This is a genomic window from Vibrio bathopelagicus (assembly GCF_014879975.1).
Lineage (GTDB): Bacteria > Pseudomonadota > Gammaproteobacteria > Enterobacterales > Vibrionaceae > Vibrio > Vibrio bathopelagicus.
In genome coordinates, this window is sequence record NZ_CP062501.1 from 1,929,656 (window position 1) to 1,944,621 (window position 14,966).

A 14,966-nucleotide genomic window follows, 5' to 3' on the forward strand; every position below is an offset into this window, starting at 1 on the left:
ACGACAGTGCCGCTAATTTTCGCGACACTATAACCTGTTATTTAAATGAAATGGCATACCTAATCGAGCCAGATTCAAGATAAATATGTAATTGCACAACAAGTCACAGAAATGCCTGTTCGCCATAAACCTATGAGCCTAATTCCCGTGAACCTTTTACTGTAAACACGCATAAAAAAGGCATCTCTCGATGCCATTAATTTGTCGATGCTAGATTTATGAAAAAGCGACCGATTACAAAGTCACTCCAGACTTAAAAATAGCTAACTCTCTGATTTCATTTCGTTCATTATTTGTCTTGCCACCACTAGCAATTGCTTCGACACAGTCAATGAATTGCTCTAGAAGGGTATTCATCGGTGTGTTTTCTACTAGTGCGCCAGCATTGAAATCAATCCAATGCGGTTTTTTAAGTGCTAGTTCAGAGTTTGTTGATACTTTAACTGTTGGAACAAAGCCTCCATAAGGTGTTCCTCGTCCCGTAGTAAAAAGAACCAAATGGCAACCACTCGCAGCAAGAGCTGAAGTGGCTACAGCATCATTTCCCGGAGCACTCAGAAGATTTAGCCCTGGTATAGATAGTGTATCCGCATAATTCAAAACATCGACTACAGGGCTGCTACCCGCTTTTTGAGTACAGCCCATAGATTTGTCTTCCAACGTCGAGATACCACCTTTTTTATTGCCTGGTGATGGGTTTTCATAAATCGGTTGGTTATGGTCTATAAAATACTGTTTGAAGCCATTTATCATACCAACTGCTTTATCAAAGGTTTTTCTATCAATGCAGCGCTCAAACAGCAAGTGCTCAGCTCCAAACATTTCAGGCACCTCAGTCAGTACTGAAGTGCCTCCTAATCCGATAAGGTAGTCAGAAAAACGTCCTAGCATTGGGTTAGCCGTTATACCAGAAAGTCCATCTGAGCCTCCACACTCTAAGCCCACCTTCAACCGACCAAAACTAATAGGTGTACGAGTATCCAGTTGAACGCTTTGATAAATAGATTCCAAATGGTTAACTGCTACTTCGATTTCGTCCTGTTCATTTTGAGCAACCATATACTGAACACGACTTTCATCAATGTCACCTACAAGCTCTTTAAAAGGACCGACTTGGTTATTCTCACAACCTAAGCCAATAACTAGTACTCCACCTGCATTTGGATGTTGAACCATGTTGGCCAGTATTTGACGAGTATTTTCATGGTCGTCGCCCAATTGAGAGCACCCGTAATTATGAGGAAATAAATGGACTCCATCACAACGTAATTCTGGATGATTTCGACGAAAGCGTTCAATAGCTTGTTTGGCTATACCATTAACACAACCAACTGTAGGTATAACCCAGATTTCATTACGTATTGCTACATCGCCATTATCTCGCTCATAACCTTGAAAGAATCGTTCTTCAATTGACGACGCTAACAAGTGAGGAAAACTCGGCGTATAAATATAGGTGTCTGTATCTGATAATTTGGTCGTCATATTATGAATGTGAATCCACTCACCAACATCAATATCAGTCGAGGCAACTCCTATAGAGCTCCCATATTTAATGATATCTTCACCAGTGCCAATAGGTCTTAATGCCAACTTGCTACCACGGTCAACATCTTGAATTACGATGATCTCTTGGCCGTCAATATTAAACTTGTCACCAGACTGAAGAGGTTGCAAACAAACTACAATATTGTCTTTTGAATTGATTTTGATGATTTTTTTCATGGGTATCCCAGTTAAGTGATTCCCGTCCGACTCATTTAGTTTACACATGAAGTTGTATTTTAATCAAATTAAAAACAGTCAAATTCTATCTACAACATATATCCACTGACTATTTCGAGAGTAATTACGCTATTTTTCTTTTAATACTGATTTTTTCAGAAATAAAAAACAGATAAAAAACAGATAAAAATGATCACTTACACGTTTGAGAATATTTTTGACTGTTTGAACGATACCTTCCCATAAACTCAATTCCAACTTCGATAACACCTGTCCGACACACAGAACTACCTATCGATTAGGGATATAAAATGACACAACTTAATAGAGATGTTTTCGCTACGCCTTCCTACCCTGAAAAAATCATTCAGTTCGGAGAAGGTAACTTTCTACGCGCTTTCATTGATTGGCAATTCGACTTGCTCAATGAGTATACTGATTTCAATTCTGGCATAACCATTGTTAGGCCTATTGATGCGAGTCACCCGAAACTTGATACCCAGCATGGGTTATATACGGCACTTATCCGAGGAATTAATGAGCAAGGAGAAAATGTTTCTCAACCAAGAGTTATTAGCTCTGTCAACCGTGAACTACTAGCCTATGGTGAGTATGAAGAAGTATTACGTGTAGCTGAAAACCCAGAACTCGAATGGGTTGTATCCAACACTACAGAGGCAGGTATTGTCTATAACGCGCAGGATACTCTTGATGCCTTCCCTCCTGCTAGCTTTCCTGCAAAGCTAACCCAATTTCTTTATCACCGTTACCATCACTTTAATGGGTGTAACAACAAAGGCCTTATTCATCTACCTTGTGAATTGATAGATGCGAATGGAGATAAACTAAAAGAGATCGTCCTCAAATATGCAAACATTTGGGATCTCGAACCTGAGTTTTCTAAGTGGATTTCGACTTCAAACACATTTTGCTCAACCCTAGTTGATAGAATTGTCACCGGCAACCCAAAAGAAGAAATTGAAACGATTGAATCTGAATTGGGTTACAAAGATAACTTTATTGTTGCCGCTGAATATTACTACTTATTCGTAATTCAAGGCCCTAGCTGGCTTCAAGAAAAACTAAGACTGAGCGAATGCGGGCTTAATATTAAAATCGTTGACGACATCAAACCCTACAAAGAACGCAAAGTTGGAATACTAAATGGAGCTCACACAGCGATGGTTCCCGCGGCTTACCTAAGTGGCTTAAATACCGTGAGTGAGGCAATGGAAGATCAAGATATCTTAAACTATCTCGATTGCTTACTGGACCATGAAATTATCCCATCGTTAGACATGAACGAACAAGATTTAATGTCATTTAAAGATAGCGTTCTCGACCGATTTAGAAATCCCTATATAAAGCACTATCTTATTTCTATTTCGTTGAATTCAATGACTAAATTCAAAACTCGCCTACTTCCACAACTTATCACATATACAAAATCAACGGGCACAGCTCCAAAATACCTAAGCTTTAGCCTTGCTGCCTTGTATTGTTTTTATTTAGGAAAGCGAGGCGATGAAGATATTCCATTAAGTGATGACCGGCACCTACTTGAACCTTTCGTGGCATGGCGCGATACCAAAAGCGGCCACGCACATAACGTAAAGCAGTTTTTAGCGATGGAGCATCACTGGGATTGCGATCTGACTCAGTTACCTAATCTTGAATACTTAGTTGTAACTTACGTCGAACAGATCCGAAACCTAGGTTTAAAAGGCGCAATGAAGCAGCTGTAAACCTCTGAGCAATATTAATTATAAATATAAAGGACGACTTACTTATGAACACCCTACAAACTCAACTTAAAAACATAACTGCAGCTGTTAGTTTAACTTTAGCTGTTAGCTTCGGTGCTAGCGCAGCAACAGAAGTAATGATTGCCTACGGTAACCAGCCAGGTGAACCTATCGACAAAGCGATGCAATACTGGGCAGAGCAAGTAAATGAAAAATCTAATGGTGAAATTCAGTTCCGTCTATTCCCTTCTAGCCAATTAGGAAGTGAAACTGAAGTTATGGAGCAAGCCAAGTTTGGAGCAAACATTATTACGATTAGCTCTTATGGCTACTTAATGGATACCGTTCCTGATCTGGGTATTATAAACGCCCCGTATTTATCTCAGTCGTTTGAGAAAAAATCAAAGCTACTTCATACAGAGTGGTTCCAAGGCTTAAATAACGAACTATCTGATAAAGGCTTAAAAATTGTCGTACCCGACGTAGTCTACGGTACTCGCCACTTACTTTCTAAAGGGTCAGTGACATCACCAGATGACCTCAAAGGCGTGAAAGTTCGTGTTCAACACTCACGTTTGTTCGTTGCAACAGTAAAAGCAATGGGGGGCGTACCAACTCCGATGTCACTAGCTGATGTTTACCCAGGTTTATCACAAGGCGTAATTGAAGGCGTAGAAAACCCTGCGGTAGTACTGCAGGGCGGTAAGTTCTACGAAGTCGTTAAAAACCTAAATTTAACGGCTCACACCAAACATATGTCTCCTTTTGTCGCGGGCAGTATGTTCTGGAACCAACTATCTGAAAAAGAACAAAAAATTATTTTGGAAACCAGTCGTGACATGGTGAGCTATGGCGCTACTCTTATTGCTGAAAGCGAACAGGAAGCCATTGACCAACTAAAATCTGAAGGTGTTGCGGTAAATGAAGTAGATATTCAAGCGTTCGAAGAATCTGCACGAAAAGTGGTTCAGGCTGAATTCCCTGAGTGGTCCCCAAATTTATACAAAAACGTTCAAGATAAGCTAGCGCAGCTATAAGTTTCTTAGGGCTCTGTCGGGAGCCCATTTTTTATAGCTTCTGGAGTACATAATGGAAACTCAAGTTTCGTTGAATCAGCACAATACACCTGAAAAAAATAAGTTGATGATGGTTTTGGATAGGATCAGTCAGCTTGATACGATCATCGCTGCCAGCTTTTTGTCCATAATTGTTTTATTGATGAGCTATGGTGTCGTTACTCGTTATGTCTTAAATTCACCCAGCTCTTGGGTAGAGGAAGTATGTTTAGCACTATTTGTTTGGATGACATTTATGGGTGCAAGTGCCCTGATGAGAACAGATGAAGTTGTACGTATCGACTTCCTTGTCCGAAAAATCCCAGCGACTGCAGCTAATATTCTTGACAACTTGATCCGCCCTTTACTCGTCATATTTGCATTAGGATTTATGGTTTATTGGGGTTGGAAGTTATTGCCTTTTTCTCAAGTCCGATTTACCCCTGCACTTAAAATTCCTTATATCTATATCTACGCAGCGGTACCTGTGAGTGGCATGTTTATGCTTTATCACCAATTTAAGCACCTATATTCATTCTTTGCTTCTCGCAACAAGGAAGACTAATCATGTCCGTCATTTTGCCGATATCCGCATTGTTATTTTTATTTACACTTGGAATCCCAGTCGCATTCTGCATTTTTATAGCCACGCTAGCTTACTTTTTGATTAATGATCATTTACCCATGATGATGTTAGTTCAGCGTCTAGCCGGAGGCTTAGAGTCAGTAACCTTACTTGCGATTCCGTTTTTTGTTATGGCTGGTGTTTTCATGAACCACTCAGGCATAAGTCAACGACTTCTAAAATTTTCTGAAGTTCTAACTGGACACATGAACGGAGGACTAGCACAGGTTAATGTTGTTCTCAGTACTTTAATGGGAGGTTTATCTGGTTCCAACATTGCAGATGCCGCTATGAGCTCAAAGCTCCTCGTCCCGCAGATGGTTGCACGTGGCTACAGCGCTTCTTTTTCTTCAGCAGTAACGGCCGCTTCTTCGCTTATTACGCCGATTATTCCACCAGGTATCGCACTTATTATTTATGGTTACGTAAATAATGTATCCATAGGAAAGCTCTTTCTTGCAGGCGTTGTTCCCGGAATCATGCTGTGTGTAATGATGATGACGTTAGTCGCCTTTATTGCTAAAAAGCGGAATTATGCCCCTCTTAGAGAAAAACGAGCGTCTACAAAAGAGATAGTATTGTCAGCCAAAGATGCTTTTTTAGCCCTGCTGTTGCCTGTCATCATTATTGGTGGAATTCGCTTTGGAGTATTCACGCCAACAGAAGCTGGTGCAGCAGCTGTAATCTACGCATTAGTTTTAGGAATGTTTGTCTATAAACAAATGAATAGTAAGTTGTTGTGGGATGCGACAAAAGAGTCTGTTCTCGCATCGGCTAACGTGCTCTTAATTATTTGTGTAGCCGTTGGTTTCTCGAAGTTCCTAACGTGGGAACGTGTCCCCCAAGATCTAGCAACCTGGTTAACCGGTGCAGTAGAAAGCCCACTAGCCTTCTTATTATTGGTCAATATCTTCTTGCTCATCATTGGGATGTTCCTAGAAGGGAACGCCGTCATGATTGTCTTAGCTCCGCTACTCGCCCCGTTGCTCAATCATACGGTATTGACCCTGTACATTTTGGTATCATTTTTATTTTCAATAGTGCGATCGGTACCATTACACCGCCTTTAGGAACAGTGATGTTTACTACCTGTTCGATAACAAAGGTACCTATTGAAGATTTCGTCAAAGAAGTGATGCCTTTTTGGACGTTGTTAGTTATCGCACTGATTATGATCACCTATATTCCAGTAATTTCTATTGGCCTTCCTAATTTAGTCTTTGGGTAAGGAGTAAGTAATGCAAGCAAAGAATATAGCTATTATCGGCGAGTGTATGATTGAGCTTAGTGGCACTCCTTTTGGCGAAATGAGACAAAGTTTTGGAGGCGATACTTTAAACGCTGCGATCTACTTAAAACGTATGAGCCATGAACAAGTTAATACCTATTACGTAACAGCTATAGGCGATGACAAACTCAGTAGCATGATGAGAGCCTGTTGGTCAGATGAAGGTATTAATACCTCTTTAGTGGCTGTTGATAACAAGCATTCGACAGGTCTATATATGATTCATGTTGATAATGAAGGTGAGCGCAGCTTTCAATATTGGCGCTCTCAATCTGCTGCTAAATATCTGCTGAAACACCCTATGTTTTCATCGATAAATAGGCAATTAGTAGACAGCGACCTCATTTTTCTTAGTGGTATCTCCTTAGCTATTTTATCTACAACAGATCGTAATGCTTTAATGCAACTGCTGGCTGAATATAGAGATCGCGGCATAGAAATAGCATTTGATAGCAACTTCCGGCCTGCGTTATGGGATAGCTTGGCAGCCGCTCAGAGTGCTTACCAAGCTATGCTTTTCGCTTGCGATATAGCTTTGGTGACGTTCGATGATGAGCAGCAGATATGGGCAGATAAAACACCACAAGACACTTTAGCTAGATTGAGGAAGCTTGGTGTAAAAAAAGCGATTGTGAAGCTCGGTGAAAGTGGCTGTCTCTGTCAAGAGTTCAGCCAACAAGAAGAACCTGAACACATCGAAGCATTCACTGTTAACCATATCGTAGACACAACATCTGCGGGTGACTCTTTCAATGGCGCTTTTCTTGCTCTTTATACAAACGGAAAAACACTTGCTAGCTGCTGTATGGCAGGAAATTTACTTGCTAGCCATGTAATCCAACATAAAGGGGCTGTGGTCTCAAAGAACATCACTCAGCCTATTTACGAATCAATCAAGGAACTATTATGACCTCTCTAAACTCTGTATTAGCCGACTTAAAAGTCATCCCTGTTATCGCAATTGATAAAGCAGAGGACATTCTTCCTTTAGGCAAAGTACTAGCAGAAAATGGTTTACCTGTCGCTGAAATCACTTTTCGCTCCGACGCTGCGGTAGAAGCGATTCGTCTACTCAAAGAAGCACAACCTGATATGTTGATTGGAGCGGGCACCATACTAACTCGAGAACAAGTAATCGCGGCCAAAGAAGCTGGCGCAACATTTATTGTCAGCCCTGGCTTTAACCCGAATACAGTAAAAGCTTGCCAAGACCTCAATATTCCAATTATCCCAGGGGTGAATAGCCCAAGCACGGTAGAAGCGGCTTTAGAAATGGGAATTACCACGTTGAAGTTTTTCCCAGCGGAAGCTTCTGGTGGCATCAATATGGTTAAATCTTTACTGGCACCGTACGGTGATATTCAGCTGATGCCGACCGGAGGAATCAATACCAGCAACATCAGTCAATACCTCGATATTCCACGAGTGCTATGTTGCGGGGGATCGTGGATGGTCGATAAGACATTAATCAATCAGGGCGAGTGGGATAAAATCGGTCAGCTAACTAGAGAAGCTATCCAACTCGTAAATCAATAAGCTCAATAAAATCAAAAAAGATAAGCCAGCCTTTATGCTGGCTTATCCATTATCAGACTATTTTCCATGGTTCGCTTGGCCGTTTGAAGATGATGTCTCAACTCTCCCATAGCTCCAATATCATCACCACTTAAAATTTTACTCAACACCGCCATATGCTCTTCAATAGCAACCATATTTCGAGTGCGAAGATCACTATTATCCCACTGGTAATGGAAATGAAATATCACTGAAATGATATCGTAAAATTGATCCATAAATGGATTGTTGGTCGCCGATAATAATAGAGAATGAAATTTTTGATCCAGTTCAGAAAAAGCTTGGTATTCACTTACCATTGCTTCACGAAGCTGCCTATGCTCATGTAATAGATATTGTGCTTGTTGCCACCGATCATCATTTTTAGGCAGGTTCATAAATCGACTCAAAGCATGACACTCAAGCATTTCACGAAACTCAAACAAGCTAGAAGCATAATTTTGTTCAAAACGTACCATGCGCCAACGACCGCGGTTAATATTTTCAATTAAATGAAAACGAGAAAAACGAATAAGGTGCTCTCTAACAACAGTGGTTGAACACTTAGCTTGCTTTGAAAGCTCAAGCTCCGTGAACTCTTGCCCTGGCATAATATGCTTGTTTTTTATAGCTTCATTGAAGAAGGTTTCAAACTCCGCGCTTTGGATGTCATTCTCTGACATAGCGGTCGTATAGCCGTCTTCTTCTTCAGGCTCTCGTCCAATCAACCACACTTCCCCCTCAAGCTCTAATACGCCTTTATCTAGTAAATCAGACAAAACATGCCTAATCGTTGTTCGGCTTACACTAAATAAATCAGCAAGAGCGGATTGAGACGGTAAAGGGGACTCAATATGACCAAGCCTTACAGCATCGAGTAATTGATTAGTAGTGGTTTCTCTTAAGTTTTTATTTCTTGCCATTCTATCTCCTCCCAAAAGATAAAATACCATTAAAAAACAATCAACATTGATAGCAAGCACGTATTTATGAGAATTTGTCGCTATAAAAAACAGGTCAAATACACTGATTTCAAGTTCAAATAACCAAGAGATTCACATATGAAGTCATTGATTTGCGAAAAGCCATACCAGCTAAATTACATTGAACAAGACATGCCAAAAGTACAACCTCACGAGTTACTTGTGAAAGTGGCTTCAGTTGGTATTTGTGGAACAGATATTCACGCATATACAGGAAAACAGCCTTTCTTTAGCTATCCGCGAGTATTGGGACACGAATTGTGCGGTACTGTTTGTGAAACTGGTGCACAAGTAGATGAAACATTTGTAATAGGAGATAAAGTTGCTCTAATCCCTTACGTAGCTTGCTATGAATGCCCATCGTGCAAAAGTGGGAAAACAAATTGCTGTGAAAATATTTCTGTTATTGGTGTCCATCAAGATGGTGGTTTTTGTGAATATATTACAGTACCTCAAACGAATGTATTGAAAGTAAATGGTGTCGACAATGCTACAGCAGCACTTATAGAACCTTTTGCGATTAGTGCACACTCGATTCGCCGTGCAGATATCAAACCTGGGGAAGCTGTGCTTGTTGTTGGTGCTGGACCAATCGGGTTAGGTGCTGCAGCTATTGCCGCAGCAGATGGCGCCAATGTTGTAGTTGCCGATACACAAAAAGAACGTCGAGACCATGTAACTAGTGAATTACAACTTCCTACACTGAACCCTATGGATGAGGACTTTCACGTACAGCTACAAGCTTTGTTTGGAGGCACTCTAGCTCAAACAGTTATTGATGCTACAGGTAATCCCCATGCGATGAATAATGCTGTAAATCATATTCGTCATGGCGGGAAAATTGTATTCGTTGGTTTATTTAAAGGAAACCTAGAAATCAGTGACCCAGACTTCCATAAAAAAGAGACAACTCTAATGGGAAGTCGAAATGCCACCCAAGAAGATTTCAGTAAGGTACAGCAACTGATGACCAAAGGCCTACTAACTGCCAACATGATGCTTACCCACTCATTTGAATTTGAGACAATTGGTACGATTTACGAAGAGCAAGTGGTTAACAACAAAGAGCTATTAAAGGGTGTGATTAACTTCGCCTAAAACCAGCTTTATGGTTCGGCTTTATGATTTAATAAGGCACCTATCGGTGCCTTATTATTGTTAATACTCTATACAACCTTTCACTATAAATTATATGAACAACTCACCCGCATCTATGATGAGATACTTAATTTTCTAGCAAAGAACAACGCATACATAGCAGGAATCACCAACAGTACAACAGGCAACGAGAACAACAGGCCATAGCCTAATGTGAGCGACATTGGCCCCATAAACACATCCGTTCCACCTAGCCCATAAGCGAGCGGTAGCAAGCCAGCTACTGTGGTCAGAGAGGTCATGACAATTGGACGTAGACGGCTGACGGCAGCTTGCGTCACGGCGTCTATCGCGTTCAATCCTTCGATTCTTAGCTCGTTGATCCTGTTAATCAGAACCAAAGAGTTATTGACCACAACTCCAGTCATTCCAAGTACGCCAATCAGTCCAAACAGAGACATCGGCTGCATGTGTACGACTAACGCCATCAGTGAAGCCATGATCGCAAACGGGATAACTGCCATAATAAGTAATGGTTGCAGTAGTGAGTTGAACATCACCGCCAATACAAAGTAGATCGCCACCATCGCCGCAGGGAACACCACCATAAAACCGCTCATGGTTTCATTGGTGCTTTCCGCCTCGCCACCAACATTAATGGTCACACTTGCTGGGTATTGTCCCGCGAGTTCAGTAACTAACTCATCGGCTAGCGCGACAGAGCTGATATTCTCGTCAGACAACCCCGCAGAAACTGTCACCTCACGCTCACCATTGTAGTGTTTGATAAGACGTGGGATTTCAATCTGCTCAACCATGGCCAAGCGGCTCAGTGGCACTTGTTGTCCGTCTGCCGTGTAAATCTTTGTGGTTTTCAGTTTCTCTATATCGCGGAACTGCTCGTCCAATACCACTCGTATATCGACTTCTTGGTCACCAAGCCAAGTGGATGTCACGCTGTTACCATCAAACCCGACACGCAGCGCATTCGATAGGTCAGTCACCGTTAGGTTATATTTCGCCAGCCAGTGATACTGAGGAACTATATTAAGCTGGGGATCTTTCAGCGCTTCACTGTGATTAATGCTGGTTACCCCTTGGTAGTCTTCTAACCAAGCCATCACCAAATCAACCGTTTGGTTGCGTTCACTCTCCGTTCCACCAAGCACTCGGACTTCAACCGGGTCACCCGGAGGCGGACCACCAGCATCAATTGAGAACTTAATAAACATCTCATCAGACAACGACGCCAACTCTTCATTCAGTGAAGCTATAATCTGTTCAGCAGAACGGCTACGTTGGTCAAAGTTCGTTAGATTGATGATACCTTGTGATACTGGCGACGAGTAAGTCAGTTCATAGCTAACTAGCTCGGTTTCAGGCAGAGATTCAATCGCTTGTTCAATAACTTGATGAGCCTCTCGCACTTGGGATAACGGAGTTCCAGCCTTTACCTCGGTATACACATCAATGTACTTGCCCGCTTCAGTCGGGAAGATATCCACTTTCAACGAGGACACTAAATAACCTGAAGCGACGAAACCAACGATGGCCAATGCGATAACCGATTTTTTGTAGTTGAGCGCGATATTCAGCAATGAACAATATTGGTTAGAAACCCATTCAAAACGGTCTTTTTCTTCAACTTTTTTAGCGTTCTCTTTTGCAGAAGATAAGTGAGCAGGTAGCGTTAACGTACATTCGATAAATGAGAACACTAATGCTGCAATAACCGTAATTGGAATCACTGCGACGGCTTTACCCATGGTGCCCGGAATGAACATCATTGGAATAAACACCAATGCGGTTGTCACTAGGCTCGCCATCAATGGCTTAATCACTTTTAAAGTACCCGACACCGCGGCATCTACGCCTTTTTTACCTGCTTCCTTCTCTTGGAAAATACTCTCAGCAATGATCACTGAGTCGTCGACAATAATACCGATCACCAACAACAATGCGGCCAGTGTGATGCTGTCTAAATTCAGTCCCATGATTGGTAGAACCATCATCACTCCAAATACACAAAATGGAATAGAGACCGATACCCAGAAAGCCACGCGACGCTGCAAGATCATGCTCAAAATCAGCAGAACTAACACTAACCCTATTGCACCGTTGGTTGCCACGATAGAGAACTTCTCGCCCATGTCTTTGCCAAGATCTAGGCTTGTCTGGAAAATGAATTGATCACCAATGCGTTCGCTCTCTTTGTCCAACAATGCCTTGATGCTATCGATGGTGGCGATCACATCGGCACTGCCGCTATTGGTGATTGAGAAGATAACTGCAGGCTTGCCGCTCATGACTGGAGCTTGCGTTGCTCGAGCAAAGGTATCGATGACTGTCGCGACATCAGAAACTCGCACAACTTGACCAGAATCCAACGCCTTAATCACGATGTTAGACACATCATCCGTCGACTCCACTTTGGTCATGGTGACGATCTTCTGTTCTTGACTCCACGACTCAACAAAGCCGCCCGATTGCGACAGGTTGTGCTGCTCTATCGCGGTGCTGATATCGTCGAAAGCAACTTGATAACGACGCGCTTTTTCAGGATCGACCTCAACCCAAAACTCTCGCTCATTAAAGCCAGACATAGTGATAGAACCAACACCGCCAAGGTTGTTGATTTTCTTTTCTAACTGATAGGCGTAGTGCTGCAAAAACGCCGAATCTGTATTGTTACCCGCTAGGCTGACACCAAAATGGTACACATCCAAAGAAGAGGTTTTCTGTTGAGTCACTACTGGCGGCGAATCAATATCTTTCGGCAGATTACCCACTCGATCGACCGCTTGTTGAATGTCTCGCAAGATCACTGCAGCATCTTCACCGGGCAGATATTCTACCTCAATGAAAGAACGTCCTTCTGAAGATTCCGACGAAAAGTACGCAATACCATCCACTGAACGAAGCTCTTTCTCGATTGGATTAGTAATGTTCAATTCAATGTCTTGGGCCGTTGCACCGGGGTAGATGGTTTCGATTTCAGCAGTATCCATCGCAACATCAGGGTACTCTTGCAAATTGAGCTGCATTAACGACATAGCACCGGTTAACAGCACCATAACCGTGATGATACGAGCCAAGAACTGACGTTTGGCGAAGTATGCTAGAAAGTTCATTATTACAGCCCTTTACCTTCATTTAATACAATTTGATTCGATTTTGTTTGAGCGGTTGTCATGCTTTGCATAGAAAGGTCGGTCGAGGCATAAACCGACATACCCGGTTTAAACTGATGGCCTTGGTTGGTGATTTCTACGAGTACCGGATAGGTTGAGTTTTGCATCTCGACGCCAATGCGCTGCACGTTCGCTTCCATCTTGATTTCAGGGTTAGTTTCAGACCACACCACCACTTCCTGACCAACGGTAAAATGCTTTAAGTCATACTCACTCGCCATGAATGACAGAGTCACCTTATCGATATTGACCACTTCATAAAGTAAATCCCCCTCGCTAACCCAAGCGCCTGATTGCGCAGGTTTATTGGAGATGTAACCCGAAATTAAGGATTCAATCTGAGTGTTATCAAGATCCACTTGCGATTGTTGGTATTCAATTTTAGCGACGGAAACCGCGGCTTTGGCGCTAAGAAACTCTGCGCGCGCAGTGTCTAACTCTCCTAATGAGAGGCTGTTCTTCTTGATGAGAGCTTGATAGCGGTTGTAGGTCGCTTTGCGCAATGCGAGATCCGCCTCAGCCAGAGCTAGGTTTGCTTTGGCTTTGTTCACGCTAAACTTAAAATCATCGGCTTTTATCTGAGCCAGTATCTGTTGCTGGTTTACCGCATCACCCACTTCAAGGTTATTCATCTCAACCACACCGGGCACCTCTGCCACGACACTGTGTTTATTTAAACCTTGAACATGTCCGATTAACTCCGTTGCTTGAGTTATTGATATTTGAGTTGTGGATACTCCCAGAAGAACTGCAAGCGTGATAATTTTAGTGTTCATAATTCAACCCTCACCTATTGATGTGAACTATTGTTGAATTCGCTTTGTCGAATTAAAGTCGAAGTCGGTTCGACAATGAAAAATAATCTGATGACGTTGTATTTTTGTGCGCAACACTATCAATTAGACATAAATTCGACATAATTTTGGATAGGCTACATTTTTACTGACCGTATATTTTGGGTGGGAGCAGAGCGATGCTTGAACGCAGTCGTATTTTGGTTGTTGAAGACAATATCGAACTACAAGGCATTATTGCCGACTTCTTAGAAGTGAAAGAGGCCATTGCAGACTTCGCTTCTGATGGTGAACAAGGCTTCAAGCTTGCAATGGACAACGACTTCGACGCTATCGTTCTCGATGTAATGCTACCCAAGCTTGACGGGATGGAGGTGGCGTCTAAGTTACGTCAAAATGGTGTAACCACTCCAATATTGATGCTAACAGCATTGAATGGCCAAGAAGATCTATTAAGTAGCTTTGATTCAGGTGCCGACGACTTCGTAACCAAACCGTTCAAGTTTCCTGAATTAGAAGCTCGCCTGTCAGCACTGATAAAACGCAATAAAGGCTTAGTCGCCAAAAAGTCGTTGAGCTTTGGTGAAGTGATCATCGATGAAAAAACACATACCGCTTCAAGAAGTGGTCAATCACTCAACCTAACCCCTATCATGTTTCAGATTTTGAGAGAGTTAGTAAAAGCTCAAGGTGGCGTAGTCACTCGTGAAAGCCTAATCTACATGCTGTGGGGAGATGACATTCCAGACAAAGACGTACTCCGCAGCCATATCTACCTATTACGAAACGTGCTCGATAAACCCTTCGATTTTCCTATGCTCAAGACCATTCCTAAACACGGCTTTCAATTGATCGAGTCTAACAATGAGCCTCAATTCGCATGAAAATTCGCACAAAGCTAGGCAACT

General features: G+C 42.2%; 11 protein-coding genes and 1 pseudogene. 8 read left to right on the plus strand and 4 right to left on the minus strand.

Annotation, left to right across the window (positions count from 1 at the left end):
* Nucleotides 1-234: 234 nt before the first annotated feature.
* Nucleotides 235-1,725, minus strand: a complete 1,491-nt coding sequence (locus IHV80_RS24760; RefSeq protein WP_192891406.1) for a UxaA family hydrolase — start codon at nucleotides 1,723-1,725, stop codon at nucleotides 235-237.
* Between the two features lie 311 nt (nucleotides 1,726-2,036).
* Here IHV80_RS24760 and IHV80_RS24765 point away from each other — a divergent pair, with 311 nt between their 5' ends.
* The 6 genes and pseudogenes from IHV80_RS24765 to IHV80_RS24790 all read left to right on the plus strand — a co-directional run bounded on the left by IHV80_RS24765 (nucleotide 2,037) and on the right by IHV80_RS24790 (nucleotide 7,974).
* Entirely contained in the window at nucleotides 2,037-3,470 is a 1,434-nt protein-coding gene (locus IHV80_RS24765; protein WP_192891407.1) for a tagaturonate reductase, read from the plus strand.
* 44 nt (nucleotides 3,471-3,514) lie between these two features.
* Nucleotides 3,515-4,507, plus strand: coding sequence for a C4-dicarboxylate TRAP transporter substrate-binding protein (locus IHV80_RS24770; protein WP_060980989.1), 993 nt, complete (start codon nucleotides 3,515-3,517; stop codon nucleotides 4,505-4,507).
* Between the two features lie 52 nt (nucleotides 4,508-4,559).
* Complete coding sequence (locus IHV80_RS24775) at nucleotides 4,560-5,090, plus strand: TRAP transporter small permease (RefSeq protein WP_192891408.1); 531 nt, start codon at nucleotides 4,560-4,562, stop codon at nucleotides 5,088-5,090.
* 2 nt (nucleotides 5,091-5,092) lie between these two features.
* A pseudogene (locus tag IHV80_RS24780) lies at nucleotides 5,093-6,378 on the plus strand (TRAP transporter large permease).
* A 10-nt stretch (nucleotides 6,379-6,388) separates the two neighbouring features.
* Complete coding sequence (locus IHV80_RS24785) at nucleotides 6,389-7,348, plus strand: sugar kinase (RefSeq protein WP_192891409.1); 960 nt, start codon at nucleotides 6,389-6,391, stop codon at nucleotides 7,346-7,348.
* Complete coding sequence (locus IHV80_RS24790) at nucleotides 7,345-7,974, plus strand: bifunctional 4-hydroxy-2-oxoglutarate aldolase/2-dehydro-3-deoxy-phosphogluconate aldolase (protein ID WP_192891410.1); 630 nt, start codon at nucleotides 7,345-7,347, stop codon at nucleotides 7,972-7,974. The genes IHV80_RS24785 and IHV80_RS24790 overlap by 4 nt, the downstream gene beginning before the upstream one ends.
* A 32-nt stretch (nucleotides 7,975-8,006) precedes the next feature.
* Here the strand turns inward: IHV80_RS24790 and IHV80_RS24795 are convergent, their stop codons facing one another.
* Nucleotides 8,007-8,915 carry a GntR family transcriptional regulator gene (locus IHV80_RS24795; protein ID WP_060980984.1) on the minus strand — a complete coding sequence of 303 codons (909 nt, stop codon included), beginning with the start codon at nucleotides 8,913-8,915 and terminating at the stop codon, nucleotides 8,007-8,009.
* A gap of 138 nt (nucleotides 8,916-9,053) precedes the next feature.
* Between IHV80_RS24795 and IHV80_RS24800 the strand changes: the two genes are divergently transcribed.
* On the plus strand, nucleotides 9,054-10,073 hold the full coding sequence (locus IHV80_RS24800; RefSeq protein ID WP_060980983.1) for a zinc-binding alcohol dehydrogenase family protein: 1,020 nt from the start codon (nucleotides 9,054-9,056) through the stop codon (nucleotides 10,071-10,073).
* Between the two features lie 113 nt (nucleotides 10,074-10,186).
* Here IHV80_RS24800 and IHV80_RS24805 read toward each other — a convergent pair whose 3' ends face one another.
* On the minus strand, nucleotides 10,187-13,204 hold the full coding sequence (locus IHV80_RS24805) for an efflux RND transporter permease subunit (RefSeq protein WP_192891411.1): 3,018 nt from the start codon (nucleotides 13,202-13,204) through the stop codon (nucleotides 10,187-10,189).
* A 2-nt stretch (nucleotides 13,205-13,206) separates the two neighbouring features.
* Nucleotides 13,207-14,040: an efflux RND transporter periplasmic adaptor subunit gene (locus IHV80_RS24810; RefSeq protein WP_192891412.1), complete on the minus strand. Its 834-nt coding sequence runs from the start codon at nucleotides 14,038-14,040 to the stop codon at nucleotides 13,207-13,209.
* Nucleotides 14,041-14,237: 197 nt separating this feature from the next.
* On the opposite strand from IHV80_RS24810, the gene IHV80_RS24815 reads away from it, so the two are divergent.
* The gene (locus IHV80_RS24815; protein WP_192891413.1) at nucleotides 14,238-14,942 is read left to right on the plus strand and encodes a response regulator transcription factor; all 705 of its coding nucleotides are present in this window, start codon (nucleotides 14,238-14,240) and stop codon (nucleotides 14,940-14,942) included.
* Nucleotides 14,943-14,966 lie beyond the last annotated feature (24 nt).

Excerpts from the sequence above, each read along its gene's own strand:
- IHV80_RS24760 (WP_192891406.1), bottom strand. The coding sequence starts at position 1,725 with ATGAAAAAAATCATCAAAATCAATTCAAAAGACAATATTGTAGTTTGT.
- IHV80_RS24765 (WP_192891407.1), top strand. The coding sequence starts at position 2,037 with ATGACACAACTTAATAGAGATGTTTTCGCTACGCCTTCCTACCCTGAA.
- IHV80_RS24770 (WP_060980989.1), top strand. The coding sequence starts at position 3,515 with ATGAACACCCTACAAACTCAACTTAAAAACATAACTGCAGCTGTTAGT.
- IHV80_RS24775 (WP_192891408.1), top strand. The coding sequence starts at position 4,560 with ATGGAAACTCAAGTTTCGTTGAATCAGCACAATACACCTGAAAAAAAT.
- IHV80_RS24785 (WP_192891409.1), top strand. The coding sequence starts at position 6,389 with ATGCAAGCAAAGAATATAGCTATTATCGGCGAGTGTATGATTGAGCTT.
- IHV80_RS24790 (WP_192891410.1), top strand. The coding sequence starts at position 7,345 with ATGACCTCTCTAAACTCTGTATTAGCCGACTTAAAAGTCATCCCTGTT.
- IHV80_RS24795 (WP_060980984.1), bottom strand. The coding sequence starts at position 8,915 with ATGGCAAGAAATAAAAACTTAAGAGAAACCACTACTAATCAATTACTC.
- IHV80_RS24800 (WP_060980983.1), top strand. The coding sequence starts at position 9,054 with ATGAAGTCATTGATTTGCGAAAAGCCATACCAGCTAAATTACATTGAA.
- IHV80_RS24805 (WP_192891411.1), bottom strand. The coding sequence starts at position 13,204 with ATGAACTTTCTAGCATACTTCGCCAAACGTCAGTTCTTGGCTCGTATC.
- IHV80_RS24810 (WP_192891412.1), bottom strand. The coding sequence starts at position 14,040 with ATGAACACTAAAATTATCACGCTTGCAGTTCTTCTGGGAGTATCCACA.
- IHV80_RS24815 (WP_192891413.1), top strand. The coding sequence starts at position 14,238 with ATGCTTGAACGCAGTCGTATTTTGGTTGTTGAAGACAATATCGAACTA.